This is a genomic window from Pasteurella skyensis, from assembly GCF_013377295.1.
GTDB classification, from domain to species: Bacteria; Pseudomonadota; Gammaproteobacteria; order Enterobacterales; family Pasteurellaceae; genus Phocoenobacter; species Phocoenobacter skyensis.
Genome location: NZ_CP016180.1, coordinates 1,035,714 through 1,062,013, shown reverse-complemented (window position 1 = coordinate 1,062,013; position 26,300 = coordinate 1,035,714). Strand labels below are relative to the sequence as shown.

At 34.3% G+C, this 26,300-nt stretch carries 39 protein-coding genes; 34 read left to right on the top strand and 5 right to left on the bottom strand.

Annotation, left to right across the window (positions count from 1 at the left end; genetic code table 11):
* Nucleotides 1–387 precede the first annotated feature (387 nt).
* Entirely contained in the window at nt 388–1,071 is a 684-nt protein-coding gene (locus A6B44_RS05175) for an XRE family transcriptional regulator (RefSeq protein ID WP_090921894.1), read from the bottom strand.
* 141 nt (nt 1,072–1,212) lie between these two features.
* Between A6B44_RS05175 and A6B44_RS05170 the strand changes: the two genes are divergently transcribed.
* The 11 genes from A6B44_RS05170 (at nt 1,213) to A6B44_RS05120 (ending at nt 7,378) form a co-directional block, all read left to right on the top strand.
* Nucleotides 1,213–1,425, top strand: coding sequence for a YdaS family helix-turn-helix protein (locus A6B44_RS05170; protein ID WP_090921892.1), 213 nt, complete (start codon nt 1,213–1,215; stop codon nt 1,423–1,425).
* A 52-nt stretch (nt 1,426–1,477) separates the two neighbouring features.
* Complete coding sequence (locus A6B44_RS05165; RefSeq protein ID WP_176673479.1) at nt 1,478–1,615, top strand: hypothetical protein; 138 nt, start codon at nt 1,478–1,480, stop codon at nt 1,613–1,615.
* Entirely contained in the window at nt 1,612–2,607 is a 996-nt protein-coding gene (locus A6B44_RS05160; protein ID WP_090921890.1) for a replication protein, read from the top strand. The genes A6B44_RS05165 and A6B44_RS05160 overlap by 4 nt, the downstream gene beginning before the upstream one ends.
* Nucleotides 2,607–3,962, top strand: coding sequence for a DnaB-like helicase C-terminal domain-containing protein (locus tag A6B44_RS05155; protein WP_090921888.1), 1,356 nt, complete (start codon nt 2,607–2,609; stop codon nt 3,960–3,962). The genes A6B44_RS05160 and A6B44_RS05155 overlap by 1 nt, the downstream gene beginning before the upstream one ends.
* A 21-nt stretch (nt 3,963–3,983) precedes the next feature.
* Nucleotides 3,984–4,508 (top strand): phage N-6-adenine-methyltransferase, encoded by a 525-nt coding sequence (locus A6B44_RS05150; protein ID WP_090921995.1) that lies wholly within the window; start codon nt 3,984–3,986, stop codon nt 4,506–4,508.
* Between the two features lie 5 nt (nt 4,509–4,513).
* Complete coding sequence (locus A6B44_RS05145) at nt 4,514–4,960, top strand: NinB/YbcN family protein (protein WP_090921886.1); 447 nt, start codon at nt 4,514–4,516, stop codon at nt 4,958–4,960.
* Nucleotides 4,957–5,169, top strand: a complete 213-nt coding sequence (locus A6B44_RS05140) for a hypothetical protein (RefSeq protein ID WP_090921884.1) — start codon at nt 4,957–4,959, stop codon at nt 5,167–5,169. The genes A6B44_RS05145 and A6B44_RS05140 overlap by 4 nt, the downstream gene beginning before the upstream one ends.
* An 11-nt stretch (nt 5,170–5,180) precedes the next feature.
* On the top strand, nt 5,181–5,444 hold the full coding sequence (locus A6B44_RS05135; RefSeq protein WP_090921882.1) for a hypothetical protein: 264 nt from the start codon (nt 5,181–5,183) through the stop codon (nt 5,442–5,444).
* 118 nt (nt 5,445–5,562) lie between these two features.
* Entirely contained in the window at nt 5,563–6,195 is a 633-nt protein-coding gene (locus A6B44_RS05130; RefSeq protein ID WP_090921880.1) for a recombination protein NinG, read from the top strand.
* Entirely contained in the window at nt 6,192–6,908 is a 717-nt protein-coding gene (locus A6B44_RS05125; RefSeq protein WP_176673478.1) for an HNH endonuclease signature motif containing protein, read from the top strand. Before A6B44_RS05130 ends, A6B44_RS05125 begins: the two co-directional genes overlap by 4 nt.
* Nucleotides 6,908–7,378, top strand: coding sequence for a hypothetical protein (locus tag A6B44_RS05120; protein ID WP_090921878.1), 471 nt, complete (start codon nt 6,908–6,910; stop codon nt 7,376–7,378). The genes A6B44_RS05125 and A6B44_RS05120 overlap by 1 nt, the downstream gene beginning before the upstream one ends.
* A gap of 42 nt (nt 7,379–7,420) precedes the next feature.
* On the opposite strand, the gene A6B44_RS05115 is transcribed toward A6B44_RS05120, so the two are convergent.
* The 4 genes from A6B44_RS05115 to A6B44_RS05100 are packed head-to-tail and all read right to left on the bottom strand — an operon-like array spanning nt 7,421 to nt 9,685.
* Nucleotides 7,421–8,299, bottom strand: a complete 879-nt coding sequence (locus A6B44_RS05115; RefSeq protein ID WP_090921876.1) for a tyrosine-type recombinase/integrase — start codon at nt 8,297–8,299, stop codon at nt 7,421–7,423.
* A 16-nt stretch (nt 8,300–8,315) separates the two neighbouring features.
* Complete coding sequence (locus A6B44_RS05110) at nt 8,316–8,804, bottom strand: hypothetical protein (protein WP_090921874.1); 489 nt, start codon at nt 8,802–8,804, stop codon at nt 8,316–8,318.
* Between the two features lie 48 nt (nt 8,805–8,852).
* The gene (locus tag A6B44_RS05105; protein ID WP_090921872.1) at nt 8,853–9,266 is read right to left on the bottom strand and encodes an Aca2/YdiL-like domain-containing protein; all 414 of its coding nucleotides are present in this window, start codon (nt 9,264–9,266) and stop codon (nt 8,853–8,855) included.
* An 8-nt stretch (nt 9,267–9,274) separates the two neighbouring features.
* The gene (locus tag A6B44_RS05100; protein WP_090921870.1) at nt 9,275–9,685 is read right to left on the bottom strand and encodes a hypothetical protein; all 411 of its coding nucleotides are present in this window, start codon (nt 9,683–9,685) and stop codon (nt 9,275–9,277) included.
* A 401-nt stretch (nt 9,686–10,086) separates the two neighbouring features.
* Here A6B44_RS05100 and A6B44_RS05095 point away from each other — a divergent pair, with 401 nt between their 5' ends.
* From A6B44_RS05095 to A6B44_RS04985, 23 genes are all read left to right on the top strand, one after another.
* Nucleotides 10,087–10,362 carry a hypothetical protein gene (locus A6B44_RS05095; RefSeq protein ID WP_090921993.1) on the top strand — a complete coding sequence of 92 codons (276 nt, stop codon included), beginning with the start codon at nt 10,087–10,089 and terminating at the stop codon, nt 10,360–10,362.
* Nucleotides 10,349–10,882 (top strand): lysozyme, encoded by a 534-nt coding sequence (locus A6B44_RS05090; protein WP_090921868.1) that lies wholly within the window; start codon nt 10,349–10,351, stop codon nt 10,880–10,882. The genes A6B44_RS05095 and A6B44_RS05090 overlap by 14 nt, the downstream gene beginning before the upstream one ends.
* Nucleotides 10,861–11,208 (top strand): DUF2570 family protein, encoded by a 348-nt coding sequence (locus A6B44_RS05085; RefSeq protein ID WP_090921866.1) that lies wholly within the window; start codon nt 10,861–10,863, stop codon nt 11,206–11,208. The genes A6B44_RS05090 and A6B44_RS05085 overlap by 22 nt, the downstream gene beginning before the upstream one ends.
* Nucleotides 11,102–11,380, top strand: coding sequence for an Rz1-like lysis system protein LysC (lysC, locus tag A6B44_RS10975; RefSeq protein WP_425515409.1), 279 nt, complete (start codon nt 11,102–11,104; stop codon nt 11,378–11,380). Before A6B44_RS05085 ends, lysC begins: the two co-directional genes overlap by 107 nt.
* Complete coding sequence (locus tag A6B44_RS05075; RefSeq protein WP_090923529.1) at nt 11,377–11,577, top strand: hypothetical protein; 201 nt, start codon at nt 11,377–11,379, stop codon at nt 11,575–11,577. Before lysC ends, A6B44_RS05075 begins: the two co-directional genes overlap by 4 nt.
* A 3-nt stretch (nt 11,578–11,580) precedes the next feature.
* Nucleotides 11,581–11,952, top strand: coding sequence for a hypothetical protein (locus A6B44_RS05070; RefSeq protein WP_090923532.1), 372 nt, complete (start codon nt 11,581–11,583; stop codon nt 11,950–11,952).
* On the top strand, nt 11,945–13,180 hold the full coding sequence (locus A6B44_RS05065) for a PBSX family phage terminase large subunit (protein ID WP_176673476.1): 1,236 nt from the start codon (nt 11,945–11,947) through the stop codon (nt 13,178–13,180). The genes A6B44_RS05070 and A6B44_RS05065 overlap by 8 nt, the downstream gene beginning before the upstream one ends.
* A 14-nt stretch (nt 13,181–13,194) precedes the next feature.
* On the top strand, nt 13,195–14,589 hold the full coding sequence (locus A6B44_RS05060; protein WP_176673475.1) for a DUF4055 domain-containing protein: 1,395 nt from the start codon (nt 13,195–13,197) through the stop codon (nt 14,587–14,589).
* The gene (locus A6B44_RS05055) at nt 14,549–15,946 is read left to right on the top strand and encodes a minor capsid protein (RefSeq protein WP_090923519.1); all 1,398 of its coding nucleotides are present in this window, start codon (nt 14,549–14,551) and stop codon (nt 15,944–15,946) included. The genes A6B44_RS05060 and A6B44_RS05055 overlap by 41 nt, the downstream gene beginning before the upstream one ends.
* Entirely contained in the window at nt 15,940–16,194 is a 255-nt protein-coding gene (locus A6B44_RS05050; RefSeq protein ID WP_090923521.1) for a colicin immunity domain-containing protein, read from the top strand. Before A6B44_RS05055 ends, A6B44_RS05050 begins: the two co-directional genes overlap by 7 nt.
* Nucleotides 16,195–16,312: 118 nt before the next feature.
* Nucleotides 16,313–17,086, top strand: coding sequence for a DUF6651 domain-containing protein (locus A6B44_RS05045; RefSeq protein ID WP_176673474.1), 774 nt, complete (start codon nt 16,313–16,315; stop codon nt 17,084–17,086).
* Nucleotides 17,087–17,101: 15 nt separating this feature from the next.
* Nucleotides 17,102–18,043 carry a major capsid protein gene (locus A6B44_RS05040; RefSeq protein WP_090923269.1) on the top strand — a complete coding sequence of 314 codons (942 nt, stop codon included), beginning with the start codon at nt 17,102–17,104 and terminating at the stop codon, nt 18,041–18,043.
* A gap of 10 nt (nt 18,044–18,053) precedes the next feature.
* Nucleotides 18,054–18,386, top strand: a complete 333-nt coding sequence (locus A6B44_RS10845) for a HeH/LEM domain-containing protein (RefSeq protein WP_090923270.1) — start codon at nt 18,054–18,056, stop codon at nt 18,384–18,386.
* Nucleotides 18,367–18,834, top strand: coding sequence for a DnaT-like ssDNA-binding protein (locus A6B44_RS05030; protein WP_090923271.1), 468 nt, complete (start codon nt 18,367–18,369; stop codon nt 18,832–18,834). Before A6B44_RS10845 ends, A6B44_RS05030 begins: the two co-directional genes overlap by 20 nt.
* 1 nt (nt 18,835) lies before the next feature.
* On the top strand, nt 18,836–19,219 hold the full coding sequence (locus A6B44_RS05025) for a hypothetical protein (RefSeq protein WP_090923272.1): 384 nt from the start codon (nt 18,836–18,838) through the stop codon (nt 19,217–19,219).
* Nucleotides 19,219–19,626 carry an HK97 gp10 family phage protein gene (locus A6B44_RS05020; protein ID WP_090923273.1) on the top strand — a complete coding sequence of 136 codons (408 nt, stop codon included), beginning with the start codon at nt 19,219–19,221 and terminating at the stop codon, nt 19,624–19,626. The genes A6B44_RS05025 and A6B44_RS05020 overlap by 1 nt, the downstream gene beginning before the upstream one ends.
* Complete coding sequence (locus tag A6B44_RS05015; protein ID WP_090923274.1) at nt 19,627–20,028, top strand: phage tail terminator-like protein; 402 nt, start codon at nt 19,627–19,629, stop codon at nt 20,026–20,028.
* A gap of 12 nt (nt 20,029–20,040) precedes the next feature.
* Entirely contained in the window at nt 20,041–21,051 is a 1,011-nt protein-coding gene (locus A6B44_RS05010) for a phage tail tube protein (protein ID WP_090923275.1), read from the top strand.
* Between the two features lie 9 nt (nt 21,052–21,060).
* On the top strand, nt 21,061–21,465 hold the full coding sequence (locus A6B44_RS05005) for a phage-derived protein YdaY family protein (RefSeq protein ID WP_090923276.1): 405 nt from the start codon (nt 21,061–21,063) through the stop codon (nt 21,463–21,465).
* Entirely contained in the window at nt 21,465–21,806 is a 342-nt protein-coding gene (locus A6B44_RS10970) for a phage tail assembly chaperone (protein WP_090923277.1), read from the top strand. Before A6B44_RS05005 ends, A6B44_RS10970 begins: the two co-directional genes overlap by 1 nt.
* 2 nt (nt 21,807–21,808) lie before the next feature.
* A complete protein-coding gene (locus A6B44_RS04995; RefSeq protein WP_090923278.1) occupies nt 21,809–22,135 on the top strand; it encodes a phage tail protein in 327 nt (108 codons plus the stop codon).
* A 129-nt stretch (nt 22,136–22,264) separates the two neighbouring features.
* Entirely contained in the window at nt 22,265–22,789 is a 525-nt protein-coding gene (locus tag A6B44_RS04990; protein WP_090923279.1) for a Rha family transcriptional regulator, read from the top strand.
* A gap of 52 nt (nt 22,790–22,841) precedes the next feature.
* Nucleotides 22,842–26,105 (top strand): phage tail tape measure protein, encoded by a 3,264-nt coding sequence (locus tag A6B44_RS04985; RefSeq protein WP_090923280.1) that lies wholly within the window; start codon nt 22,842–22,844, stop codon nt 26,103–26,105.
* The last annotated feature ends 195 nt before the right edge of the window (nt 26,106–26,300 follow it).

Below are 26,300 nucleotides of genomic sequence, written 5' to 3'. Positions count from 1 at the left end.
TTTAAAGAACATCGAAACTTGACTTGTATCTATCTCGTTTCGTTTTGATGTGTGTATAATAAAGTTTTCTTTATTAATTGTAAAGTTTGATTTAAAGAAAAATTTAATAAAAATAAAGAAAACTTTATAAAAGGTTGATTTTAAAAAGAAAATATTTTTAAAGAAATGGCTTGTTTGCTTATTTTTTGTACTGCAAGCGGTGGGTTTTGTAGAAAAGTTTGCGAAATTTAAGAATTTTAGGCAAAAAAATAGCTACTAAGTGTGAGTTAGTAGCTTTATTGGTTTAGTGTTTATTGTAATTTCACCGTGATTTACTGTCTATTTAAAATAATACTCATACAATATTCCTTTTAGGTTCTAAAATTTATTATTTTTATCAAAAAATACTTACAAATCTCTCGGATCAATCGGCAACACTCTTACAAACTTACCAATAACTCTTACTTGCTCAAATTCGTCAGGTGTTAGCTCAAATGGTGCGTAGTATTGATTATCAGACAATGCTTTGTATGTGCCACTTGGTACTCGCTGTAAGCGTTTTATAAATGTTTCATCGTTAGTTAGGAAAATGTAAATTCCCTCGCCTTGATAATAATTGATGGTTGTGTCTACAAACACAATATCCCCTTTTTCGATAGTTGGAGACATACTGTCGCTAGGAATAGTAATCAGTGCTAGACCTTGATTTGATTTTCTACCTACGATTTCCAACATTCCATCTTTTGAGAAATAAATAGATTGTATTACCTCTGGATACTGATTATTGATTATGCCAGTATGATTTGTCGCTGCTTGAACATCTAATAAATCAATTTTATAAGAATGATCTGTATCTTGTTGAGTGCTGATATTCGTTAAAGCATAAGAACCCGGTTCTCCTTTTCCAGTTAAGAGCCAGTCAGGATCAATATGTAATGCTTCTGCTATTTCATAAATAGGAACTTTTTTTACTTTGCCGTTTATAAGGTTTCCAATAGCTGCTCGTGTTCTGTTTAATTTCTTTGCTAAGAAAGCTCTATCTGTATTTCTTAACTCTAAAGCATATTCAATTCTATCACCTAATTCTTTCATAATTATCCCTCCCTTTTATATATGCTCATTTAAATTATAAAGAAATCTTTATGTAAGTAAAATAAATCACAATAAATTTAACTTTACTTTTATTTTAGTTTTCTTTAATATTTACTTGGTTTTTTAAAGAAAGGTTTATATATGAAAAGAAATAAAATAATAGGACGATTAATAGAAATCGCTGGTTCAAAGGCGGAATTAGCAAAGCTTATTGGTGCTTCTCCTGTGAGTGTTGCTGCTTGGTATAACTGTAAATACGGTGTTAATGCAAAGTATTTAATTAAACTGAGTGAAGTCTCAAACGGTGAGTTTACCGTTGAAGATATTATCAAATCTACAAATTTATACAAATAAAAAACCACTGCGGACACAGTGGTTAATTACAACCCTAAAAAGGAGGTTTCCAATGAGTGATTATTGTACAGAAGAAACTAATTCTTGGCAAGAGTACGAACAAAGAAAGCGGGAACTTTATCAAAAAAATTTAACACAATCTGAATATGAAAAAGAAATCAGAAAAATTTTACAGGAGTTGGAACTATGAGTAATTTTATACCAAATTCATTTCAAATACCTAATGCTTTTGTTGATGAAATGATGGGTGATTTATCAGGAAACTCTGTTAAATGTTATCTTCTTATTGCTAGAAAAACAACAGGTTGGCAAAAAGAAAGTGATTACATAAGTATAAGTCAATTCAAAACAGTAACTAAGATCAAAGATAAAAGAACAGTAAGTGATGTTTTACAAGAATTAGAAGATTATGGGTTGATTAAATGTGATAGAAAAAAGGGAAAAATTACTAAGTTTCATTTAGAGAAAATAGCATTCTTAGAAAAAGATAAACCAGTAGCAAAAAATGTACCTAGTAGCAAAAAATGTACCCAGTTACAAAAACCGCAACCAGTAGCAAAAAATGTACCTAGTGTAGGTGCAAAAAATGTACCTAGTAGTAGGTACAAAAAATGTACCTCTACAAAAGACAATATAAATACACTATTAAATACAAATAATATAAAGCGAGGGAAAAATGATATTTTGGATTTTTGTTTAGATAAAAACGTTGATCATTTTTTAGCAAAAGAATTTATTCAGTATCGCAAAGATAAAAAGGCACCTTTAACTTTGACTGCTCTTAAAAGACTTAATTCACAAGCAGAAAAGGCAAGACTGCCATTATCAGAGGTTTTAGGGTTGATTATGGAAAGAGGTTGGCAAGGTTTTAACGCAGATTGGGTTAAAAGTTCTGTAACTAAAAATAAAATCAATTTTGATGAAGTTATTGAGTGTTTTAATAATATTTTTGATGGTCGTTTAGATTATATGGAAAAAGACGATTTTGCTGAAACTCAAATTTTAAATCTTCTTGATTTATTAGAACGAAAAAATATTGATGGATTTAGAGCTTACTTTGAATTCTTTTCTGAAAATGCTAGTTCGTATTATTTTGGTGAAAATAAAAATGGCTGGAAAGCTAATTTTAGTTTTTTGATGAAGCCTGAAACGTTGTTTAAAACACGTAGAGGTGAAATCTAATGCAAAGCAAATCATTTAACGCTGAATATGCTGTAGTAGGTTCGTTTTTAAAAGGTGGATTAACGACTAAAGCTAGAGAAGTTTTAAACTGGTTAGAGCCTGAAATGTTTAAGAATTATAAACTTGCATTGACTTATACAAATATCCGCAAGCAAGCTCTGAGAGATAATCTGATCGATATTTTAATGCTTAGCGAAGAATTTGGAGAGGATTTTTCAATGCTTGCAGAAATCGTAAAAAATACGACCGCTTATAGCAACTTGTCAGGTTATGCAGAACGAGTTAAATCGTTGTGGAGTAAACGTACTGCAATGAAAGCAATGCTAGAAGCTCATCACCAGCTTTCAAACGCTCGTACTGATGAACAAGCAGAAGATATTTTGAATAAAGCGTTGTTAGAAATTCAACACACACTTTCTGAAAATCAAGTTGTGCGTGGTTATGAAATTCCTGAATTACTGAATGGCTATCTAGATCTAATTGAACAGCGTAGAACAGGTAAGAAAGAGGCACGTTTGTTAAAAACAGGTGTTCAGGCGATTGATGATATTGTGACAGGTTTTAACCCTACGGATTTGATTATCATAGCTGGTCAATCAGGGCAAGGGAAAACTCAAACGGCTCTGATGATTACAGAGAGCTTATTACAACAAGGTAAAAGTGGTTTGTTCTTTTCTCTTGAAATGGATAAATCACAGATTGTTGAGCGTTTAATTTCTGATATTGGACATTTAAATTCCACAAAATTACGTAATCCAATTTATTTAAATGATGATGATTGGGAAAAAATTTTAAACGCACATCGTGAATTGTTAAAGCAGAATCTGTGTATTGTCGATCAAGGTGGATTAACAACAAACGAGATCAAATATTTAACACAACAACGATTAGATGAAGGCAAGTTGATTGATTTTATTATGATTGACTATGCAGAGTTAATTCGTTCGCTTAAAACATACAGCCGTCCTGATTTGGAGTTGGTGGACATAGTGAAAGATTTAAAAGACTTTGCCAAAGAAATTTATACACCAATTTTTTTGCTTTCACAAGTAAACCGGGATACATCAAAGAGAGCAAATAAACGCCCAACCAACCAAAATTTAAGTGGTTCGTCAATTCTCGAAAAAACTGCAAGTCAGATTTTAATGATTTATAACGAGCGAGCAATAAACCCAAATTCTAATAATCCTTATGCAGAAATTATCGTAACAAAAAACCGTTTTGGTGGACTGGGGACAGCTTATTTTAAATTTGAGAAAGGGAAATTTTTAGAGTGCGATCAAAGAATCGCTTCTGAAGAGGTTGAACAAATTGGTTCACAAAAAGCCAATGTTAAAAGTGGAGTAAATTTTTAAATGACAATTGGGGGTAGGACAATGACAGAATTTAACAAAGATCACTACAGAACACCACCATACTTTTTTAACTGGTTAAACTTAATTTACGAGTTTAATGTTGATGGTTGTGCAGTAGAAGAAAATGCTTTGTGCCACACTTGGATTGGTTCAGACAATTATCACAAGGATTTTTTAACATTCGATTTAATGGGTTTCATATCGGATTATATGGATTACCCATTCAGATTTTTTGTTAATCCACCTTATTCGAACATTAAGCCTTTTGTTGAAAGAGCGATTGAGTTAATGAAGTACGGTAATACTGTTGTTATGTTATTACCAGCTGATAAATCTACACAGTGGTACAAGTTGATCCGGGACAATGCAACAGAAGTAACAGACATTATAGGTGGTCGCATTAGCTTCTTACACCCTGTTACAGGTGAGGAAGTGAAAGGAAATAACAAAGGTTCTATTGTGGTTGAGCTTAGTCCATTTAAGCAAGGATTTGTTACTCGTCAGATGGATTTAGCGAAGATTAAAGAGATAGATAGGGCAGTGTAAGGCTAATGGCTAGTTGTGATTTAAAATTAAGTACTGATACATTTGGGCTTATATCGAAAAAGTTACTTGAATGTGTTACAGATGGAAAAGTATGGCGAATAACAATCAGAGAATGGAGAGAAAAACGCTCTATATCACAAAATAGCTTAAGCCATATGTGGTACAAGGAAATGAGTGATGTATTTATTAAAAAGAACCCAAAATACACGCCTGAGAAAGTTAAAGATATGATGAAAAATACGTTTTTAGGTTGGGAAGAAAAAGAATATATCAATGCGATTACCAAAGAAATTACCATTAAATCAGAGTTAAGACATACATCAGATTTAGATGTGGGAGAAATGAAGTTTTATTTAGACCAAGTTTATGATTGGGCATTAGATTTAGGGATTAGCTTAACAATTCCTGAAAATAGTGAATATATGGAACTACAAAGGAAACAAAACAAATGACTGCACTTATTATTTTGGCTTTAATTGCGGGAGCAATTGCTTGTGCAATAACTGAGAATTATTTAGCTACAACGATTTTGACTTTATTTCTTGGAGTATGCATTGGTTACACATACGCTCATTTTGTAGTTGCAGAAGAGTGTGAAAAGAATGGTGGATTTTTTGTAGGAGAAAAAATATATAAATGTACTTTGGTTGATAAAAAATAGGATAAGACAAAATGAAAGTTGATAAATTTTGGGGAAACAAACCTGTAACAAGATACATAATATTTTGGGTTGCACATTTTATAGCTATTTTATTAACTCCATTCATTATTTTTTATGAAATTTTAAAGGTTATTTTAAAGCATTTTTTATGTATTCCTCAGTTAGTTAAAAATTCATTAAACGAGGATATGAGCTTTCTACGTTTGGAATACTGTGAGTTTGTTTATTTTGAAAAAGAACTTAGAGCAGACATAAAAGAGAAGTACTTTAAATGAAGCTAATAGAGCTACTAATAGCAATATTATATTTTATATCACCAATTTTAGTTTTATTGTTAGTTTTAAGTGGATTTTAGACGGGTTTAGACGGGTTTAGACGGGAATTTAGACGAGAATGAAAAAAATTAAACAGAAAAAATGCAAGGAATGTGGAAAATACTTCACTCCGTTTAATTCTCTTACAAAAGTATGCAGTACACCTTGTGCTATTTCTTTTGCAAAAAAAGAAACGAGAAGAAAAGCAGAGAAAAAAGCAAAAGCAGAGCGTTTGGCGGAGCGTAAAAGAATGAGAGAGTTGAAAGAGAAAGTTAAAGGTAGTGACTTGCGACATCAACACAAACTAACTCAGAAGGCTTTTAATAAAATGCGTGTGTTAGAAGAATTAAAGTGGTTCGAAGAAAGAGGGCTAGAGCCAACTTGTATTAGCTGTGGTAACCCTTTAGGCAATGACCAATGGTGTTGTGGGCATTATAAAACTAGAGGTGCTCATCCTAATTTGAAATATGATAGAAACAACACTTTTCTACAACATAATCATCGCTGCAATATGATGTTGTCTGGAGATATAGCAGGAACAAGAACAACGCACGGATACACAGAAGGATTAAAAATAAGATTTGGAGAAGAAAAAGGGCAAGAAATAATAGATTACTGCAACTCTTATCAAGAAAGTAAAAAATACACTTGTGAAGAATTAAAAGAAATGCGGAAAGAGTTTAGAGCAAAAATTAAGGAGTTTTCTAAATGAATTGTAAGATAGACGGATGTCAAAGAAAAGCAATGTATAAGTCTCAACAAGTTTGCCAATTACATTATTTTAGATTTATGAGGAATGGAACTTATGACATAGAAAATAAAAGGAAAGCTAGAGCTCAGAACGATAAAGGCTATCAAATGCTATATTTATGTTCACACCCTTTGGCAATGAAAGGAGGGTATGTATATGAGCATAGGGCTGTCGTATTTGATAAGTTTGGTTATGATTTACCTGATTGCAAATTCTGTCAAACAAAATTAACGTGGAGTAATGTTCATATAGACCATATAGATAATAATATAAAAAATAATTCTTTGGAAAATTTACGACCGATATGTAGAGGCTGTAATGTAATGAGAAAGCATACAAAACAACAGAAGTGTAAATATAAATCAAATCATAAAATAACATTTAATGGGATAACAATGACCGCAGCAGAATGGTCCAGACATAAAGGAGTAACTGTTGCAGGGAATACAATAATCAGAAGATTAAAATTAGGGTGGAGCGTGTATGATGCTTTATTTTTAAAAAGCAGAACACATCCAAATTCAGAAATTACTATCTATGAGCCGAAATATGCTAATGAATTTGATCAAAATAAAAAAAGGCATCAAGCTAGATTAAAATTAACTGTGGATGAAATAAAAGCTCTCAACCAAAAGTACAGATTAAAAATAAAAGAACTAGAAAGAGGCTTGTGATGGATATTGATTTGATGCTTAAAAGATGGGGAAAAACAGCTCTTGAACGATTAAATACAGAATTTAAAAGCGAGAGTTTAAGAATACTTAAATTAAAGAAAAAAACGCATAGCTATCACATTCCAATTTTGAGTGAGAGAGAATTAGAGATGATAGATAATGCTGTAATCTCTTTGCTTATTTCTGAAATTGAATATGCTGACGTAAAAGACGAAGAGAAAGCTAGAATAGAAGAGAAGCGTATACAATACAACATTATTATTGGATATTATGCAATAGAGTGTAATTTAGAAGATTTGAGAGATTTCTTTTTAAGCGAGTGTAATCTAGATTTTTCAATAAAATCACTTTCAAGAAAATTAGTAGATGCTCGTAATTATATCGATGGAAGCGTGTCAACACAGAAAATTTTGCAAAAAGACAAGACTAAAGTTTATGTAAAAAATGGTAAGTATTACTTTTTTGCTTAATTTTAAAAGCACTATCCAAAATAAGATAGTGCTTATTTTTATTTAAGAATTAAGACGAAAGCTATCTATTTTTCGCCCCCAATGCTCCATCATTTTGCGACGATCATCTAAATAAATAGACTTATTGTACACAGCACGGACCCCCTTTTGCTTATGTGATAGTTGCGCTTCTATCACATCTGCATTGTAACGTTGATCATTAGCGTAAGTAGAAAATACGTGTCTAATTCCGTGAATAGTTTGTTTTCCATAAAATCTACTACGCTCAATAAGATATCGCACTCGATGAGCAGGTACGTGTTCATTAGCATTTCGTTCATTAAAGAAAATATAGTTATTCTTTTTTTTCTTTTGTAGCCTACGCAAAATCAATCGCATTGGCTTTGAAATGGGGATTGTATGCTCAACCCCAGTTTTCATACGATGAGCAGGTATAGTCCACCGTTTATTTTTGAAGTCTATTTCACTCCATTCTGAACAAATCACCTCACTTAATCTAAGTGAAGTATAAACAATCATAAATAGAGCGTCTTTTGCTGTGCTTTCTTTTGTCGCATCTAAATATTTTACAAAAGACTGAAACTGCGAAAAATGCAGGTGTGGGTGATTTATGTGTTTCACGCTCGGCAGAAACTCAGTAATTCCCATAGCTGGATTATGCTTCACATAACCCAGCACTCTTCCGAAGTTGTAAATTCTTACAATTTGCTGTAACAGTCTATTTGTAAGATAAATAGACTTATGTGATAGTTCTTGCATAGCTTCAAGAACGTATAATGATGTGATTTCTTCAACTTCTAGCGTGCCAAAAATCGGTAGTATATGATTTTCAAACGCAGACACTGTGTTGTCATACGTTTTTTGTTTCACCTTTTGCTTATATAGATCAAGCCATTGATCGTACAACTCATTAAATAACATAATTAACTCCTTTTAACTATGCTCTTTCAAAGCAATCAATAAGTTCTAGTAAATTGTTGCATTTATATTTCTCTGCAACAGCTCTAACAAATGTTGAAGTACGAGCTGCATTCATTTGTCTATATTTGTATTTTATGCTTGGGAGACCCACCTCTACCAATTCGCTATCGTATAAATAGAAACGCTTCGCTTTATCAAAATAACCAGCAGGGTGTAATTCTCTTTTCCTAAGCATTAAAAATACTTTTTTCAGATCATCTTCTGAAATTTCAGATTTTAAATTAATATATTGCTCTTTTAATGAAATTAACTCATTTATAAGAGCGTTCAGATTATTACTTTTAATATTCTCGCTGTATTCTTCATTAAGCATTTCTAAAAAACGCTCTATTTGACGGATATTCTTGAAGTTTTTAACTTGTTGATTTTCTGACAGACCTAGTTCAAATTCGATATCAATACAGAGGTCTTTAATAGATGTTAATATCTGTGACTTGATTTCCATTTTTTCTCCTTGTCGCTCTTTGCGACAGTAAGTTAATTTAATGTTTATTTAGATAGTGTTAGTTTTTAACCACTTATACGCCCAGAAGTTTTCAGGGATTTGTGATTTATCATCTAATGCAATCAATTCAGTTGTCAGCATTAAATGGTTAAGGACAGATTGATAAAGCCGCCATTTTATAACGAGTTCACAACCTGTTTTTTCCACAAAATAATCAAATTCTTTAAAATAGGGTAGTGATATTTTGTGACTTCCAATATCTTTTAACATATTTGTTAAAAGGTCATCATAAAGACGACTGAAAAGAGCGTAATCACTGGAAACTTCATCAGGCACATCATAACGCCCCTGTTCCCAGTATTGAAACGAACGCTTCTTAACTTTTGCTAAGTCGCTCGCTTCTGCGACTGTTAAGCCGAGACCGACTCTGGTCGATCTCAACTCTAAATTATTTAGTGACATAGCACTCCTTATAAGTTATAAAATCTTTTGAAAAATACCGCTTCTTTGTAACTATCTTGATAGATTTCATACAATCTACGGTAGTCAAATTGTTCTTTGTTACTTAGCATTGACATTTCAATATGAAGATCAGACTTGAAGCCATATTTTTCACAAATGCTTTTTATAAAGTCATTATAGATGTCTCTATCTTTTTTTGCTTCTGCAATTTTCGCTTCAGTTTCTTTTCTTGATAGTTTGAACATTTCAAGAATGGTCTCTCTATACAACCCTGCATCACCACAAAATTCTTGATCTAAATACCAACCTTTGCCGTTCATTTTTTCTGTGTAATTCACAACAGATTTAAAAACAGCTAGGTCAGTTGCAGATTCAGTTGAACGGATTTTATTGCGGATTGTTTTAGTTAAAGTTCTCATTTTATTTTCTCCTGGTCGCTATTTGCGACGTTAAGTTAATTTAAAATTTTATAAGCAACTCTTTAGCTTATGTGTACATATTACTTCGCATTTGCGAAGGTGTCAATATGTTTTTTTGAAGTTTTTATTTGTTTGATTAAAAAATAAGCAATCAGACAAATGCATTAATTTTTTTGAAAAAAGCACTAGAAAAATAATTTTTAAAATTGTTCAAAAAATAGCTTGCGTCCGAGATGAAACTTATGCTATTATGGTAGCGTTGAAAATAGTATTACGCAGAAAAGACTGATAGAAATATCGGTCTTTTTTATGTCAAAAATTTAATTAAGGGATGAAGCTCAATCAATAATGGTTGGGCTTTTTTTATGCCTCAAAACAGGAGGTTAGCGATGAAAAATATTATGAGAGATACAGGGTTACCAACATACATCTTTACGTTTTGCTCAAGTTGCTTGGCGTGGCTTGGAGAGCAACAGAACTTAATGTTTCTAAGTTTAGCCATCGGAGTTATAACGGCGATACTTAATGCAGTTGCTAGATTTAAAGAATCTAGAGCTAAAAGACGAGAGTTAGAGAAGTTAAACGAGTTGCACGAACTTGAGATAAGACATAAGAAAGAGCTTCACGAGATTGAATTAGCAAAATTGAGGAGTGGGCTTGAAGATGAGAAGAGTTAAGCATTTAAAAAAAATTGGTGTTTGTTCAGTTTTAACGATCATCGGTATTGTTATGACTAACTACTCTGATGAGATAAGAACAACACAGCGAGGAATGGAAATAATAGGGCAGGCTGAGGGTTGCAGAAAATACCCTTATAAATGCCCTGCTGGTGTTCTGACAGTAGGGATTGGTTCAACAGAAGCGAGTGGTAACTTAATTAAAAGAAAGGTTTACACACTTGAAGAAATAGCAGAGCGTTGGAAGAACGATATTAAAATCGCTGAAGATTGTGTGAATGAGTATGCGAATGGAGAGAAGCTGTCACAAGGAGCATTTGAAGCAGCAACATCAATCACATTCAATGTCGGTTGCGGAAGAATGAAGCGTTCTACATTGTTTAAATATGCTCGAGCAGGGAAAATCAAAGCTATGTGTAATGAATTCACAAAATGGAAGTACAGCAACGGACGTATATTAAACGGTTTAGTTATTCGTCGTGGGAAAGAGCGTAAGTTATGTTTAGCAGATTTAAAATAATAGTAGTTGGTGTAGCAATTGTACTAATTTTCGGATTGTGTGTTGTGTTTAGTTATCAGTATCAGATGATTTCTAGCTTAAAAGACGAAAACCGCAGACAATCCGAACTCATTTCTAAGCAAGAGAGCGCTAACAAAAAGTTAATTAGAAGTCTTGAGTTAGAGCGAGAAGCAGTAATTAAAGAACAGGCAATTATTAATCAATTAAAAGTTAAATCAAATGAAGCAAATCAAATCATTAATAAGCTGCTTAAAAAAGACACGTGTGCTAATACTAATTTGCATAGTGATGTTATTAAGCAGTTGCAGTCGCTCAGTAGTAACTAAAGTAGAGAAAGTAAGAGTACCGATTGCTTATCTAGTTGAGTGTAAGCAAACAGTGTTTAATGGCAAGACTTATGGTGATGTTATTAGGTTTTTAATCACAGTGATTGAAGAGCGTGACATCTGTGCTAAACAGATTAATTTAATTAAAGAGTGGCAAGGAGAATCAGAATGATTGATTTAGAAATTGGAAAAACAGTAAAACTACGTAATGGTAAGTATGCTCAAGTTATTTTTCAAAGTAAATTTGGAAAGTGGTTATTGGCAGAAACAGGTGAAAATGCAGAAGAGCCTCCAGTTACTCACTGGCACAATAATGATGGTTCTTTTTACGCAGACATTGAGAGCGAATTAGATGTAACTGGAGTATAAGTTATGGCAAGACCTAAAAAAAAATTAGATGAAAAGCAAATAGCACAAGTAGAAGCTCTTGCTAGTGTTTTAACTTTAGAGCAAATAGCAGATTACTTCGGTATAGCTAGAAACACTTTTACTGCGATTTGCGAAAGACAGCCAGAAGTTTTTGAACATTATAAAAAAGGGAAAAATAAGGCTATTGCAAGTGTGGCTCATAATTTAATAAGACAAGCACAAGATGGCAATACTACTGCTGCAATATTTTATTTAAAAACACAAGCAGGCTGGAAAGAAAGTCAAGTTATCGATCACACTTCTAGCGATAATTCAATACGTAATCCAACAGTTATTAAATTAGTTGCTCCTGATTTTGAGGAAAAGAATGAATGATGAAACACTTATTAGACTTCCACCAAAATTAATACCTGTATTTGCCACGCCAAGCAGATATAAAGGGGCTTATGGCGGACGAGGTTCTGCTAAAACAAGATCGTTCGCAAAAATGACCGCTGTTTATGCTTATATGAGAGTACAAAGTGGCGATAGTGGTGTAATTCTCTGCGGTCGTGAGTTTATGAATTCACTAGAGGAAAGTTCATTAGAAGAGGTTAAAGAAGCGATAAGGTCAGAGCCTTTTTTAAATAACTTTTTTGAAATTGGCGATAAATACATCAAAACAAAGTGTGGTTCTGTTCGTTATGTGTTTGCAGGATTACGTCATAATTTAGACAGTATTAAGTCTAAAGCTAAAATACTACTTGCTTGGGTTGATGAAGCTGAGTCAGTAAGCGAGGTGGCTTGGTCTAAATTAATTCCGACAGTTCGTGAAAACAATTCTGAAATTTGGGTAACGTGGAATCCTGAGCAAAGAGAGTCTGCTACTGATAATAGATTTAGAGTTAATCCTCCTGATGACGCTCTAATCGTTGAAATGAATTACACAGATAACCCTTGGTTCCCTGATGTGTTAGAACAAGAGCGATTGTCTGATAAGAAACGTTTAGACGATGCTACATACAGATGGATTTGGGAAGGTGCTTATAGAGAGCATTCGGATGCTCAAATATTCAATGGCAAGTACCAAGAATTAGAGTTCACAGCAAAAGAAGATTTTGCTGGACCTTACCACGGTCTTGACTTTGGGTTTTCTCAAGATCCAACGGCTGGTATTAAGTGTTGGGTGTTTAATAATAATCTTTATATTGAATACGAGGGCGGAAAAGTGGGCTTAGAGCTGGACGATACGCCTAAATATCTAGTAGATAGAATACCTGATATTGAAAGGCATATCATTCGAGCTGATTCGGCACGTCCTGAAAGCATTAGTCATTTAAAAAGAAAGGGGCTTCCAAGAATTGTTGGAGCTAAAAAATGGCAGGGGAGTGTTGAAGACGGTATTGAACATATCAAGTCATATAACAAAGTTTATATACACCCACGTTGTGTAGAGACATTAAAAGAATTTCGTTTATACAGTTATAAGACAGACCGTTTAACTGGTGATGTGCTACCGATAATAATTGATAAGCATAATCACTATATAGATGCTCTTCGTTACGCTCTAAATCCTTTAATTAAGAGAAAAGGAGGATTAACACAAGTTGAGTCTCCAATTTAAAATGAGGAATAAAAATGACTTCATCAGTTGCAAAAAAGACAAAAGAAATAACGTTGTTGCACGAACAAATTCAGATTATAGATGATTTGCTCGGCGGAACTCGAACAATGCGAGCGAAAGGCGAAACACATTTGCCGAAATTTAAGCGCGAAGAAGATGATGATTATAAAAAACGATTACAGAAAGCAACATTATATCCCGCATTAGCTGAGACTATTAAACAAATGACAGGGCGAGTATTTTTCGATCCTATTTCTACTGAAAATGTACAAGAAAAAATAAAAAGCGAGATATTGCCGAATATTGATTTGTTAGGCAATGATTTGAATGTGTTTGCTATGGAGTGGTTTAAATCAGCACTATCTTATGGCATTAGCTTTGTTTTAGTTGATTATCCTGTTAATGACAACGCTAAAACACGCTTGGACGAAAAGAAAAAGGGCGTTAGACCTTATCTCGTCCATATCCTCCCTCATAATGTTTTAGGCTTTAAAACAGCGGTTATAAACGGTGCTCTATCACTCACTCAGTTTAGATACAAAGAAATCTCAACTGTTGATAGTGACGAGTTTTCATCAGAAACAAAAGAACTGATTGTTGTTTATGAAATTGGAAGAGTTAGAAAATATGAAGAGGTTGATGGTGAATATCATTTAGTTAGCGACATAACGCCAAAGTCCAATGGAAAGTCATTAAATGTAATTCCAATAATTCCTTTAATCACTAATAAAAAAGATTTTATGACTGCAGAGCCACCATTGATGGAACTGGCTTATTTAAACATCAAACACTGGCAGTCACAATCAGATCAAGACAATATTTTAAATACAGCACGAGTACCTTTGTTGTGGGCTTCAGGTGTTACTGTTTCTGATGATATTGAGATTGGTAAAAGCTTGATACTACTTCCTGAAAATGGAAAAATTGGTTACATAGAGCATTCTGGAGCGGCGATTTCAGCAGGACAAGGCAGCCTAAAAGAACTTGAAGAGCAGATGAAGGTTGCAGGTGCTAAGTTACTGACTAAAACAGCTTTAGCAATGACAGACAGCCAAGCTAAAGATGAGCAAGGAAAAGAAATCAGTCAATTAAGAGCTATTGCTAATTCATTAGAAGATAGTTTAGACCAAGCATTAGATTTTGTCTCAATGTGGCTCAATATTCCACAAGATAACGCTGTAGAAATAACAGGCAATATTGATGATGATTTAGATCCGAACGCTTCAATGGATACTGTAATTAAGTTACAAGCAAGCGGTTCACTTTCAACACGCACGACTTTTGAAGAAGCAAAAAGACGTGGTTTGATTAGTGAAGAAAGAACTTGGGAAGATGAGCAAGAAAGGCTGAATAGTGAGGGTTTAAGTGATGGCTTCACAGAAGAAAACAATCGAGCAGAAGATAGCTGAAGAGCTAACAGACAGAAAAATCCTACATTTTCGTTATGATGCCAATCTTAGAAAACTTGTTTATCCAAAATTAAACAAACTTCAAAAAGAAATTGTTAGAAAGCTCTCAGCGGTTGGTGTTGAAACAATTAAAAAAAGAGAGTTGAACAATTTCTTAAAAGAAGTCAAAGAAATCATTAACGAGACTTATGCTGAAATTAACACAGAGCAACAAAGTGAGTTATCTGAATTCCTCTCTGTTGAACACGAGCATTTATCAGGAATATACAACAATGCAGTTGGCTATGATTTAATTAATCAAATGCCTGAGTATAAATTAAATGCGTTAAAAAAAGCACCACTTATCGCAGGTACACCGCTACAAGAATGGTGGAGCAAACAAGGTAATGATTATTCTCGTAAATTTCAAGGCATTGTTAGACAAGGATTATTAAATGGTAAGCAAACAAGCGAGATAATAACTGAATTAAAAAATGTTGCGAATATTCAACGCAGAAATGCAGAAACGTTAGTGATTACTGCCGTCGGTAAAGTGGCAGATACAGCACACGAGGCGTTAAAAGACGAGAATGCAGACTTATTACAAGGCGAAGAGCATTTATCTACTTTAGACACAAGAACATCAACGGTGTGTCAGCTAAGAGACGGTAAGCGTTGGTCGTTAGATAAAAAGCCTGTTGGTCACAGCATTCCTTACGCTCGCCCACCATTACACCCACGTTGTCGCAGTATTCTTCAAATGTGGTTCAAGAGTTGGAAAGAACTAGGCTATGATGATTTAGAAGAGTTAGATAGCGGAACACGAGCAAGTGAAGATGGGCAAGTAAAATCTTCAATGAATTATGAAGATTGGCTAAAAGGAAAAACAAAAGCTCAACAAGATGAGATATTAGGCAAAGGAAAAGCTGATTTATGGCGTAGAAACGTCATTACTTTTAGTGATATGTTAGATCAGACAGGGCGACCTTTAACGCTAACAGAACTGCAGCGTAAATTTAATCCGCATTTTATAGAGCCTGTTGTTGATACTAAAGCATTAAAAGAAGCAAGGTTTCAAAGTAGTCAATTAAAACGTAAGTTTAACAAACACGCAAATCACTTAGGAATTGACACAACAAGAAATAATCCAGCAACACAAAAAGAGTTTCAGAATAAAATCGTTGATTTTATGAATAGTCCTAATATAATTCAGAGAGGAGTATATAAAAAACGTAATCCACCTAGTGTTGTTTTTTATGATAAAAGCACAAAAGTTGCAGTTATATTTGATGGTAATAATTATTTTGAAACAGTCTTGCAACTTGAAGATGGGACAGAGCAATACTTGAAATATATAAATGAGGAATTTTTATGGTAACACCATTAATACAATTTGCTATTGATTTTGACAAAGGCAAAGTATCAGCTTTTGATTTCTCAGACCAATATCTTGATATGTGGAATAGTGGCGATAAGACAATTGGAAAACACGATAAGGAAACAGGGCTTGTGGCTGCTAAAATTAGATCTGCCTGTGATGATTATTATCCAGGTGATAATTATATGATAGATGAAAATCAGTTTAGAGAAGAAGTTAGACAGTATTTGTCTGAAATCAATCATTAGAATTTAAACAATTTAAAATTAACCGACCGTTTACATAGAGATATGTAAGCGGTTTTTTTATGTCTGAAATCAGAAGGTTTTAGGCGAATGTTTGGAAAAACCAAAAGGAAACTAAAGTATGTGGAAATTAAAATTAGACGAAAACGGCAACGTAGTATTAGAAGACGGAAAGCCAGTTTATTTAAAAGAAGATGGAAGCGAGATTGCTTTCGATGCGTTTCGAGCCTCAGCAAAAATTGCTCAGTTGAATGGTGAAGCAAAAGGACATCGTGAGGCAAAAGATGCGTTAGAAAAACAACTCAAAGCGTTTGAAGGGATTACAGACCCTGAAAAGGCAAAAGAAGCGCTGCAGAAGTTAGGTGATTTAGATGCTAAAAAATTAATTGATTCAGGTGAGGTTGAGAAAGTTAAGGCTGAAATGGCTAAAACATATCAAACACAACTTGACGAAGCGAATGCAGAAGCAGAAAAACTTAAACAACAACTTTATGATGAGAAGATCGGCGGTTCGTTTGCTAGAAGTAAGTTTATTGCAGAAAACCTAGCAATTCCTACTGATGTAGCACAAGCATTCTTTGGTCGTCATTTTCAAATTAAAGATGGCAAAGTGGTTGCAACAGATGGTCAAGGTAATGAACTGTATTCACGCAAGCCTGAGACAGCAGGTAGTTTAGCCGACTTTGAAGAGTCACTAGCTATTTTAGTTGATAGCTATCCAAACAAAGACAGTATTTTAAAAAGCTCTGGAATGAGCGGTGCAGGTGCCAACCCTTCTGTTGGTGGTAATGGTGGAAGCCAAACAAATTTAAAACGTTCAAAAATGAGTGCAGAAGAGAAGCATAAGTTTGTTGAAGAAAATGGACACGAAGCTTTTCTAAAACTTGATAAATAATTTAAGGAGCTATAAATGGCAACAACAGTAAATAGTGATGTAATCATCTACAACCAGGATGTTCAAACTGGATATCTTGAGCAAATGCAAGACAATCTTGCAACTTTCAACAAAGCAAGTAATGGTGCGTTAGTTCTCAGAGATGAAAATATTCTGGGCGATTTTTCTCACGATGCTTTTTACAAAATTGGTGGTTCAATCAAACATCGTGATGTCAACTCGAATGCAGTAGCAGAAGGCAACAAGGTTGATATGGGCGAAAAGGTAGGAGTTAAAGTGCCTTTTATGTATGGTCCGTACGAAATGACCAAAGAAGCAATGAAGCGACGTGGACGTAGCCCTGAAGAGTTCTCTCAGGTAGTTGGGCGAGATTATGCTGATGCTTTAATTGAAGGATACTTTAAATATGCTACAGCCTCATTAGATGGTGCTATTGGGTCTAATAGCCAAATGCAAACTAATGGTTCAATAAGTGTTGATGGTAAGAAAGTGATGACTAAAGGCTTCCGTGCTTTTGGTGATAAATTCAACCGAGTAGGCTTGTGGTTAATGGATAGTGAAACGTGGTTTGACTTTATCGATCAAGCTATTGCTGAAAAAATCTATGAAGAAGCAGGTGTAGTTATCTATGGTGGAATGCCGGGTACTTTAAATGTTCCTGTTTTGGTTACTGACCAAGCCAAACAAAGAACAATCTACGGCTTACAGCCGGGTGCAGTGAAAATCACCAATTCCCAGTTGCCAGAAGTTGCTGCATACAACATCAACGACAGAACAAACTTATCTATTGGTATTCGTGCTGAGGGAGCCTTTAACATTGATGTTCTTGGGTACTCTTACAATGACAAAGAAGCAGGAGCTAACCCTAATATAACAACATTAGGAGCAACAGCATCTTGGAAGAAATATACATCAAGCAATAAGAACACTGCTGGTGTAATTATCACATTAACTTAGGAGGAATGAAATGCATTTAATTTATTCAAGTAATGGTCACAAGATTGATGGTACAGATGGACACTATCGCAGTGCCTCACACTTTGATGAAGTTGAAAAAAATGCGACAGAAGTCACGATTTATGGCGATTATCCTTTAATAGTTGAGGCTTACAAAAATCTTGGCATTGAAGCAGTCGTCGTCAATAATTCTGAAATCAATGTTTTTAGCAAAATGAAAGTTGCAGAACTGAAAGCTCTCTTAGATGAAAAAGGTATTAAATATGGCTCTGATGCTAAAAAAGATGAGTTAATTGCTTTGCTAGAAAATGCGGAGAATAACAATGGCGGAAATAACGACTAGTTATGTTTCTGTTTCGTTCGCTGATGAATACCACTCCAAACGCCCTAGTGCTGAGGAGTGGGGTTCTTTAGATGATAGTTTAAAAGAGAAATATTTACTCATTGCAAGCGATTACATTGACGTAAATTATACTTTTTTAGGCACTAAAACAGATAAAAAACAGATTAGAGCTTTTCCTCGTGATGGCCTAGAAGATATACCTCTAAAAGTTCAATTTGCTGTATGCGAATTGGCATTGAAAGGTAAATCTATTACTGAAAATCCAGAGCGATTGAAAAAATCCACAAAGGTTGGTGATTTAGCTGTAACGTATGAAACAGAGAAAGATGTAGGTTTAAATAGCCCTCAACGTTTCGCTTATGTATCAATGTTATTAAGCGAATTTATTAAACTAAGTGGTTCAACAAACTCTAATTCAATTCAAACAGTAAAACTTGTGCGAGGTTAAGATGACGAGTTTTTATCAACAAATGGCAATAACGGCTGATAAGTTAATTGCTCAATTTGGTTGTACTTGTGAAGTACATCTTCAAAAAGATGGAGAATACAATGTAGAGACAGGCGAAGTTGAGAAAGTTAGCACTGAAAAATTAACAGGTAACTGTTATATCAATCATCAGCATTATGATTTTAACCTATTAAATAGCGGAGCCAATAGCATTAAACAAGGTGATGTTTTAATGTATATCACAATTAATAGTAATGTTGATAGAAAAATGCTTTTAAATTCAGAAGTTGTTGTAGGTAATGATACTTATCAAGTAGTTAATTGTGAGCCTCTAAAACCTGCTGATACAACAGTTATGTATAAGGTGCAAGCAAGGATTGAATAATGGGGACATTCACAGCAGATATAAGTAATTTTATTAAAAAAACAGAAATGAGAAGTAATCTTGCGTTACGTAAAATTGCTTTACAAACTTATACAAAGGTGCAGAAACGCACTCCAGTAGACAGTGGCGAACTGCGAAAAAGTTGGACGATTTCTATCAATGCATTGCCAACATCATTTAATGGTAATCCTGCCGATATTGGTCGAGCTAAATTTGGTGACACCATTTATATCGCAACTGATAAACCTTATGCGACAATGCTTGAATATGGTTTATACCCAAACCCACCTAAAAATCCGACAGGAAAAACAAAGGGTGGATATTCAATCCAAGCACCAAAGGGAATGGTAAGAATTAGCATTGCAGAAACAACTACTTGGTTTAATTCCAATGCAGGGAGATTTTAAATGAATAAACTAATACGGTTTTTATTACTTAATCATTTAGATGAGTTAGACAGTAAATTTAAAATACTTTATGAAGGTGTAGTGAACTCGCTTAATTTACCTTGCCAAACTGTCTATTTGCAACCAACATCAACAACAACATCAACTATTGGAACATCAGCTAAAGCGACAGATAAAGGATATTTACAGGTAACACTACACTGCGAAAACAACAAAGGAACATCATTACTTGATGAGCAAGCTGACAGAATACGAAGGCATTTTTATCAAGCAACATTAATTGATAAAAATCAAAATTTGCAAATTATTATTGATAACCCACCGCTTACTGGTGGGATTTTTTTTGTAGATGGGCATTTAGCTATGCCAATCACAATAAACTACACAGCTTACGAATTATAAGGAGTACAGCAAATGACAATGGCACAAGGTGTTAAACGAAAAATTACAGTTGCAAAAGAGACCACTTTTGGCACAAAAGCAACTAAAACAACAGGTAAAGTTATTCCTCGAACAGAAAGCACGTTAAATTCTAATTTTGACTCTTTCTCAAGTGAAGAAATTCGTGAGAATATGCAACGCTCACCATCAACGGTTGGCTTTGAGAAAGTCGAGGGTGATTTAAAAGGTGAGTTATCCGCAGGACAATGGTCACAATTTTTAGCTTCAGCATTGCGTGGCGAATGGGGTGAAGCAGTTTCACCAGTCATCACAAAAACAACAGCAGGGACAGGTGAAAAAAAGGCTAAACTGCTAACCATTCCTGAAGTTGGACACACAACAGACTCTTACACAATAGAAGATACATTCGCAGATTTAGGATTAAGTCGTATTTATACAGGCTGTCGTGTATCTAAAATTAATTTAGATATTCAACCTAACGGAATTGCCTCAGTTACAGTTACTTTTTTAGGGCAAAAAGGCGAAGAAACCACAACACAGTATTTCACCAACGCAGGTGAAATTACACAGTCAGCTAAGTTAGCAGGGATTAATGGCAAATTATTTGTAGGAAAAAGAGAAGCTGCATTAGTGACAGGAATGAAGATTGACATCGATCTAAACGCTTCTAGTGAGCCAGTGCTTGGTGCTAAGTATGCTCCAGATGTATTTATTGGAACAGTAGCGGTTAGCGGATCGTTCACAATGTATTTTCAAGATAAAAAAATGATTGAAGCTGTTCGTAACAATGCCAATTTATCTATTGCATTAAGAATGGATGCAGGCTCAGAAACAGATGCCGATTATATGACATTCATTTTGCCGGGTATTAAAGCGACATCAGTAGAAATTGATGACGGAGCAAAAAACCTCATTCAAACATTAAACTTTGATGCGTTCCCAGCAGTTTATGACTCGTCATCAACAATTGACGATAAATTGAAAAAAGCAACAACCTTAATTATTCAAGACACATTGGCGTAGGAGAAAAAAATGAAATTATCTGATTTTAATATTGTAAAAGCTTCTGAAAATACACATACATTCGCAATTGTAAATCCTGTTACTGGAGAGGAAACAGATGGTCTTATTAGTATATATGGCTCTGAAAGTGATGTAGTACGCAAGTTTCAAGCGAAACAGTTACGCAAACTACAAAAGAAAGAGTTTGAAAACTCACGCACTCGTAAGCAGAAATTCACAGAACTTGAAGAATTACGACAAACAACACTTGAAAATGCTGTTGTGCGTGTAGCAGGCTGGGAAAATATTGAGTGGGAAGATGAGAAATTAGAGTTTAACGAAGAAAATGCTCGTAAAGTTCTTAAAAATTGTCCTTGGCTGTGCGAACAAATTGTTGAACAGTCAGACGATATTGGAAATTTTATCAAAGCCTAATTGCAGAATTATTAGATTTTGCAAAGGCAGACTTTCAACTAGATAAAAAGCCAAAAGACTCTCAAGCGACCGTTAGAGAACATTTAACAGCAATTTGGGAGCAAACAGACATACAACCGCAAGAGTTAGATATTCAACAACCTAGCTTTGCGGTTTTTTATTTACTTGATTATTTCGCAGAACTTTCAGCAAGTAGACAAAGCGGAATGACATTAAACCCAATTCTTTATAGTGAAATTGAAGTTTGGGCGAGATTAAAAGGTATCTGTTTAAGTGCGTGGGAAGTAGAAACAATCAAGCAATTAGATTTAATATTTTTAAACGTTCATCAAGAGAATTAATAATGCAAGTATTTGAACACGTGCCACAATGGGGAATGAAGCGTAAAAGAAAGCCTGAGGTTATTACAACAACTTTTGGTGACGGATATGAGCAAAGAGGTGCGAAAGGTTTAAACAATAACCTACGCACCTTTGATTTAATATTCAAAGGCTCAGAAGAAAAAATCAGCGAGATAGACAGCTTTTTAAACGAGCATAACGGAGTAAAGTCATTTGTGTGGAAACCTTACAAAGACAAGCAAGGGAGTTTTAAATGTGAAGAATGGGATACAGACATCAATACAGGATTTTGTATTTTAACAGCAACATTTAAAGAGGTTGTTGCATAGTTCGTATAAATTTCTTAGGCATTTTTAAATCGGTAGCTACCGAGCCGTAAGGTAGGATTGCCACAGATAACACAACCCTGACTAGAAATAGTTGGGGTTTTTTATTATCTAAAATCAGGAGAAAGAAAAATGAAAGATTTAGCACAAATAGAAGACTTTAAAAAATTTGTACAAATAAGAGGGAATAAGGCAATCACTACATCTGAAGATGTATCAAGAATATTTAGCAAAAGACACTCCGATGTATTACGTTCTATACAATCTTTAATAAAAAATAGTCCTGAATGTTTTACAGAACGCAATTTTGCGTTTTGCTTTAAAAACAATGATTTACAGAATGGAAAACCACAGCCTTATGTTGAAATGACCAAAGATGGGTTTGTTTTATTAGTTATGGGGTTTACAGGTAAGAAAGCAAACAAATTTAAAATTGCATATATAGAAGCATTTAATTATATGCAGAAAGAATTAAGTAAAGGCGGAACAAATTTACTTGAACAATATTACCAAACACTGAGTGAGCATAAAGCAGAAAAACAATTTGCTAGTTTATGTGGTAAAGGATTAAAAGAGTGGAAAGATAAAAAGCCTGTTATTGAGGCAACACTAAAATTATTTGAAGATAAAATTCAGGTTGAGTTGCCGTTAATTTAATTTCCAAGAAAGTGGGCATTGGCAATGTAGCCCCAAAAAATAGGAGAAAATTATGGCAGATATAGCAACTTTAGCAGTACAAATCACCTCGACAGGTGCTGTCAAAGCAAAAAATGACTTAAAAGGATTTGAAGCACAAGCGAAAAAAACAGAGAAGCAAACAGACTCGCTTTCTAATTCTCTTAGAGCATTAAAGTTATTATTTGCAGCAGGTATTTTAGGACAAAGCATTAAATCAGTTATTCGAATGTCTGACAAAATGCAATCTCTAAATGCTCAAGTGAAATTTGTAACAAAGTCAACGCAGGAATATCTAAGAGTACAAGAAAAGCTGTTTAGTATTGCACAAGGAACAAGGTCAAGTTTAGAGGCGACAACAACGTTGTACACTCGTTCTGCTAGAGCATTAAAAGATTATGGTTACTCTCAAAATCAGTTATTAAATTTTACTGAAACGCTTAATAAAGCAATGATTGTTGGAGGAGCAACGGCACAAGAGCAAGCAAGTGCGTTGTTGCAATTATCACAAGCATTAGGCTCAGGTCGTTTGCAGGGTGATGAGTTCCGCTCTATTTCAGAATCTGCTCCAATTATCTTAGATGTTGTAGCTGAATATATGGGTAAATCTCGTGGAGAGATTAAAAAACTCGCTTCTGAAGGAAAAATCACCTCTCAAATTCTGTTTAATGCAATCGGAGGGGCAAGCAAAGAAATATCACAACAGTTTGACACAATGCCTTTAACATTTGGACAAGCAATGCAGCAAATGGAAAACTCGGCATTGAAGTTTGTTGATAAACTACTTAATCAAACAACAGGAGTAGTTACATCATTAGCAAGTGGCGTTAGCTTTTTAGCCAATAACTTTAATATGTTAGCGAGTGTTATAGGTAGTGTGTTGTTAGTAAAAATGTCTAGTTTTGCGAAAGCACAGCTAAAAAGTAAGATCAATACGGAAAACTCGATTTTTCTCACTGAAAAACACGCTCTAGCAATAAAACAGCGAGCATTAGCAACAAAAGGAGAGACTGTTCTCTTAAGAGCAAAAGCAACAGCAGAGTTAAGTGTTGCAAGAAGTGATATGGTTCATTTGCAAGCACAGCTTAGATTAGCACAAAATGAGCAACAAAGAATGCTAGTTAGAACAAGAATGGCAGAGCAATCAAGAAGAATTAGTGCTTTACACCAAGTTGAAAGAGTCGCAATAACTAATCTAGCAGTTGCCACAAATGCACTAAGTCAAGCTAACGGAAGACTATCTCTATCTCAGAGAATTGTTGCAGGAACAAGTCGATTACTCAAAGGTGCATTAGGACTTTTAGGCGGTCCTTTAGGAATAATCACAATAGCTATTAGTTCTGCAATTGGAATATTCTACGATTACAAGCAATCATTAGAAGAAGCAAGACAGAAAGCGTTGGAATTTGCTGATACTCTTCCTGATGTAACTAAAAATATTGAGAAATTAACGGCTCTTGAAATAAAAGTTAATTTAGGTAAAGCAGAAGAGAGTATTGAAGAACAACGCAAAAAAATAGCTGAACTTACGAAAGAGTATGAGCATTTAAAACAAATATCAAGTAGTAAGACAATCACATATTATGATCCGTTTACAGGATTAACAACAAATGTAGATAAAAGTGCAGATGTAATTAAAAAGCAACTCTTTGCCACTGCAAAAGCAGAGTTGGAGTTAGATAAAGCAACAAAGAAACTCAATAATACTTTAGCTGAACAGAAAAAACTGTTGAAAGAGCAATCATTTGTTGAAATAAGTGAACAACTTAATATTTTATTTCCTGATCTTAAAATGACAAAAGAGGAATTTAACGCATTAGGAATATCAGTTGAGCAATTTAAAAACTTGTTACCGTCAGCAGGTGATAATGTTTCCAGCTTTAATAATACATTGAGCAAAACAGTTTTGACGGCTGTTATGCTAACCAATGCTATGAACGGATTATCTCAAGCTACCGCTCAATCTATAGATCCTAAAATTCAAGAGAAATTAAATGCCTTAAAACTGTCTTTAGAAATCAAAAAAGCAAGAAACTCAGGGAATACTGATAAAGCAAATAGATTAACAGCAAGACAGCGAGCAATGTCCGCTCTTGGTGGTAATTTTGATGATAAAAGCGAAGAATACAAGCAATTGTTTAATTCGTATTTATTAATAGAGCAGGAGAACAATAGAAAGAGAACCTTATCAACGCTTAATTCTCAAAAAGAAAAACACGAGAAAATGTTAGGTCAGTGGAAAGACTATTATAGTCAGTTAGAAAGCTCTTCTGCTGATAGTTTAACTCGTATTGCGTTAGAACAGAAAAAAGAGCTAGATAAATTGGCTGGATTTATCAAGAGCGGTGTTGTTCCTTTTGAAGAAGCAGAAAGATCTAAAACTATTATCGCTGAAAAATATGCTAAAGAACGCCAAGCTATTGCTGAAAAATACGCACCAGAAATCAAAGTAAAACGTGAGTACGATGAGAATGTAGCGGAAATTCAAGCATTACAACAAAGTGGTGATTTAACACAGAAACAGGCTAATAATGCCCTTCAAGAGCAAGAGTATAACAAATGGCTTGGTTTAGCAGACAGAAGCGACCCGATGAATGGCTGGAAAAAATCAATGCACGATTTTGGTGTAACTGCAAATGATGTAATGGGTAACGTTGCAAACATAGGAATGAATGCGTTTGATGGAATGTCAGACGAGTTGACTAAGCTAGTAATGACAGGAAAAGCAGATTTTGGAGCATTGGCTAAATCTATCTTGACTGATTTAACAAAGATGATCATTAAAATGATGCTTTTCAACGCCATTAAATCAGCATTCGGTGGATTTTCAGGTGGTGGTGCAGTAAGTACACCTCAACAAGCATACAGTGGTGGATTAATTGGTTACGCAACAGGAGGTAGTGTAGGTGGATTTACAGGACAAGGCGGCAAATATACTCCAGCTGGCATTGTTCACAAAGGCGAATATGTTCTTACTAAAGAAGCAACTAGCAGACTTGGTATAAATTACCTTGATTACTTAAATTACCAAACACGAAGCAGACCACAAGGATTTGCAACAGGTGGGGGCGTATCTGTGCCAACAGTTCACGGTCGAGGTATCTCTCGTAGTGATGGTGTAAAAGTAAATATCATCAATAACGGAGAGCAAGCAACAGCTAACGTTTCAACCAAAGAAGATAAAGACGGTAATTTAGAAATTACGGTTGAATTAATGAAAAAAATGCAAGGAATAGCAAGAATAGAAGCAAACAGTGTTATTCAAAATAATTTTAGGTCAGGAGGAATGTTCGCATAATAAATCTTTAAACTAGTTTAAAAGAAATATTGCATTTGTAGTGTGAAAATAATAATCACAAAATGAGAGTGCTGAACAGCTTCCTCTCTTAATAGATAATAAATATTGTGATAATTAAGTAACACAGTTAGTAGAAAAAAGAAACCCTAGTAACTGGTAATTACTAGGGTTTTTAAATCCCCTTAACAACCTTAA

Bases quoted from the DNA above. Each gene is read 5' to 3' on its own strand.
- A6B44_RS05085 (WP_090921866.1), top strand. From the start codon at position 10,861: ATGTTTAGCAGATTTAAAATAATAGTAGTTGGTGTAGCAATTGTACTA.
- A6B44_RS05030 (WP_090923271.1), top strand. From the start codon at position 18,367: ATGGCGGAAATAACGACTAGTTATGTTTCTGTTTCGTTCGCTGATGAA.
- A6B44_RS05170 (WP_090921892.1), top strand. From the start codon at position 1,213: ATGAAAAGAAATAAAATAATAGGACGATTAATAGAAATCGCTGGTTCA.
- A6B44_RS05135 (WP_090921882.1), top strand. From the start codon at position 5,181: ATGAAAGTTGATAAATTTTGGGGAAACAAACCTGTAACAAGATACATA.
- A6B44_RS05050 (WP_090923521.1), top strand. From the start codon at position 15,940: ATGGTAACACCATTAATACAATTTGCTATTGATTTTGACAAAGGCAAA.
- lysC (WP_425515409.1), top strand. From the start codon at position 11,102: ATGAAGCAAATCAAATCATTAATAAGCTGCTTAAAAAAGACACGTGTG.
- A6B44_RS05075 (WP_090923529.1), top strand. From the start codon at position 11,377: ATGATTGATTTAGAAATTGGAAAAACAGTAAAACTACGTAATGGTAAG.
- A6B44_RS05175 (WP_090921894.1), bottom strand. From the start codon at position 1,071: ATGAAAGAATTAGGTGATAGAATTGAATATGCTTTAGAGTTAAGAAAT.
- A6B44_RS05110 (WP_090921874.1), bottom strand. From the start codon at position 8,804: ATGGAAATCAAGTCACAGATATTAACATCTATTAAAGACCTCTGTATT.
- A6B44_RS05045 (WP_176673474.1), top strand. From the start codon at position 16,313: ATGTGGAAATTAAAATTAGACGAAAACGGCAACGTAGTATTAGAAGAC.
- A6B44_RS05060 (WP_176673475.1), top strand. From the start codon at position 13,195: ATGACTTCATCAGTTGCAAAAAAGACAAAAGAAATAACGTTGTTGCAC.
- A6B44_RS05120 (WP_090921878.1), top strand. From the start codon at position 6,908: ATGGATATTGATTTGATGCTTAAAAGATGGGGAAAAACAGCTCTTGAA.
- A6B44_RS05115 (WP_090921876.1), bottom strand. From the start codon at position 8,299: ATGTTATTTAATGAGTTGTACGATCAATGGCTTGATCTATATAAGCAA.
- A6B44_RS05145 (WP_090921886.1), top strand. From the start codon at position 4,514: ATGGCTAGTTGTGATTTAAAATTAAGTACTGATACATTTGGGCTTATA.
- A6B44_RS05130 (WP_090921880.1), top strand. From the start codon at position 5,563: ATGAAAAAAATTAAACAGAAAAAATGCAAGGAATGTGGAAAATACTTC.
- A6B44_RS04995 (WP_090923278.1), top strand. From the start codon at position 21,809: ATGCAAGTATTTGAACACGTGCCACAATGGGGAATGAAGCGTAAAAGA.
- A6B44_RS05025 (WP_090923272.1), top strand. From the start codon at position 18,836: ATGACGAGTTTTTATCAACAAATGGCAATAACGGCTGATAAGTTAATT.
- A6B44_RS05040 (WP_090923269.1), top strand. From the start codon at position 17,102: ATGGCAACAACAGTAAATAGTGATGTAATCATCTACAACCAGGATGTT.
- A6B44_RS10845 (WP_090923270.1), top strand. From the start codon at position 18,054: ATGCATTTAATTTATTCAAGTAATGGTCACAAGATTGATGGTACAGAT.
- A6B44_RS05165 (WP_176673479.1), top strand. From the start codon at position 1,478: ATGAGTGATTATTGTACAGAAGAAACTAATTCTTGGCAAGAGTACGAA.
- A6B44_RS05010 (WP_090923275.1), top strand. From the start codon at position 20,041: ATGACAATGGCACAAGGTGTTAAACGAAAAATTACAGTTGCAAAAGAG.
- A6B44_RS05150 (WP_090921995.1), top strand. From the start codon at position 3,984: ATGACAGAATTTAACAAAGATCACTACAGAACACCACCATACTTTTTT.
- A6B44_RS05065 (WP_176673476.1), top strand. From the start codon at position 11,945: ATGAATGATGAAACACTTATTAGACTTCCACCAAAATTAATACCTGTA.
- A6B44_RS05005 (WP_090923276.1), top strand. From the start codon at position 21,061: ATGAAATTATCTGATTTTAATATTGTAAAAGCTTCTGAAAATACACAT.
- A6B44_RS05020 (WP_090923273.1), top strand. From the start codon at position 19,219: ATGGGGACATTCACAGCAGATATAAGTAATTTTATTAAAAAAACAGAA.
- A6B44_RS05090 (WP_090921868.1), top strand. From the start codon at position 10,349: ATGAGAAGAGTTAAGCATTTAAAAAAAATTGGTGTTTGTTCAGTTTTA.
- A6B44_RS04990 (WP_090923279.1), top strand. From the start codon at position 22,265: ATGAAAGATTTAGCACAAATAGAAGACTTTAAAAAATTTGTACAAATA.
- A6B44_RS05155 (WP_090921888.1), top strand. From the start codon at position 2,607: ATGCAAAGCAAATCATTTAACGCTGAATATGCTGTAGTAGGTTCGTTT.
- A6B44_RS05140 (WP_090921884.1), top strand. From the start codon at position 4,957: ATGACTGCACTTATTATTTTGGCTTTAATTGCGGGAGCAATTGCTTGT.
- A6B44_RS05055 (WP_090923519.1), top strand. From the start codon at position 14,549: ATGGCTTCACAGAAGAAAACAATCGAGCAGAAGATAGCTGAAGAGCTA.
- A6B44_RS05095 (WP_090921993.1), top strand. From the start codon at position 10,087: ATGAGAGATACAGGGTTACCAACATACATCTTTACGTTTTGCTCAAGT.
- A6B44_RS05160 (WP_090921890.1), top strand. From the start codon at position 1,612: ATGAGTAATTTTATACCAAATTCATTTCAAATACCTAATGCTTTTGTT.
- A6B44_RS05070 (WP_090923532.1), top strand. From the start codon at position 11,581: ATGGCAAGACCTAAAAAAAAATTAGATGAAAAGCAAATAGCACAAGTA.
- A6B44_RS05105 (WP_090921872.1), bottom strand. From the start codon at position 9,266: ATGTCACTAAATAATTTAGAGTTGAGATCGACCAGAGTCGGTCTCGGC.
- A6B44_RS05015 (WP_090923274.1), top strand. From the start codon at position 19,627: ATGAATAAACTAATACGGTTTTTATTACTTAATCATTTAGATGAGTTA.
- A6B44_RS04985 (WP_090923280.1), top strand. From the start codon at position 22,842: ATGGCAGATATAGCAACTTTAGCAGTACAAATCACCTCGACAGGTGCT.
- A6B44_RS05100 (WP_090921870.1), bottom strand. From the start codon at position 9,685: ATGAGAACTTTAACTAAAACAATCCGCAATAAAATCCGTTCAACTGAA.
- A6B44_RS05125 (WP_176673478.1), top strand. From the start codon at position 6,192: ATGAATTGTAAGATAGACGGATGTCAAAGAAAAGCAATGTATAAGTCT.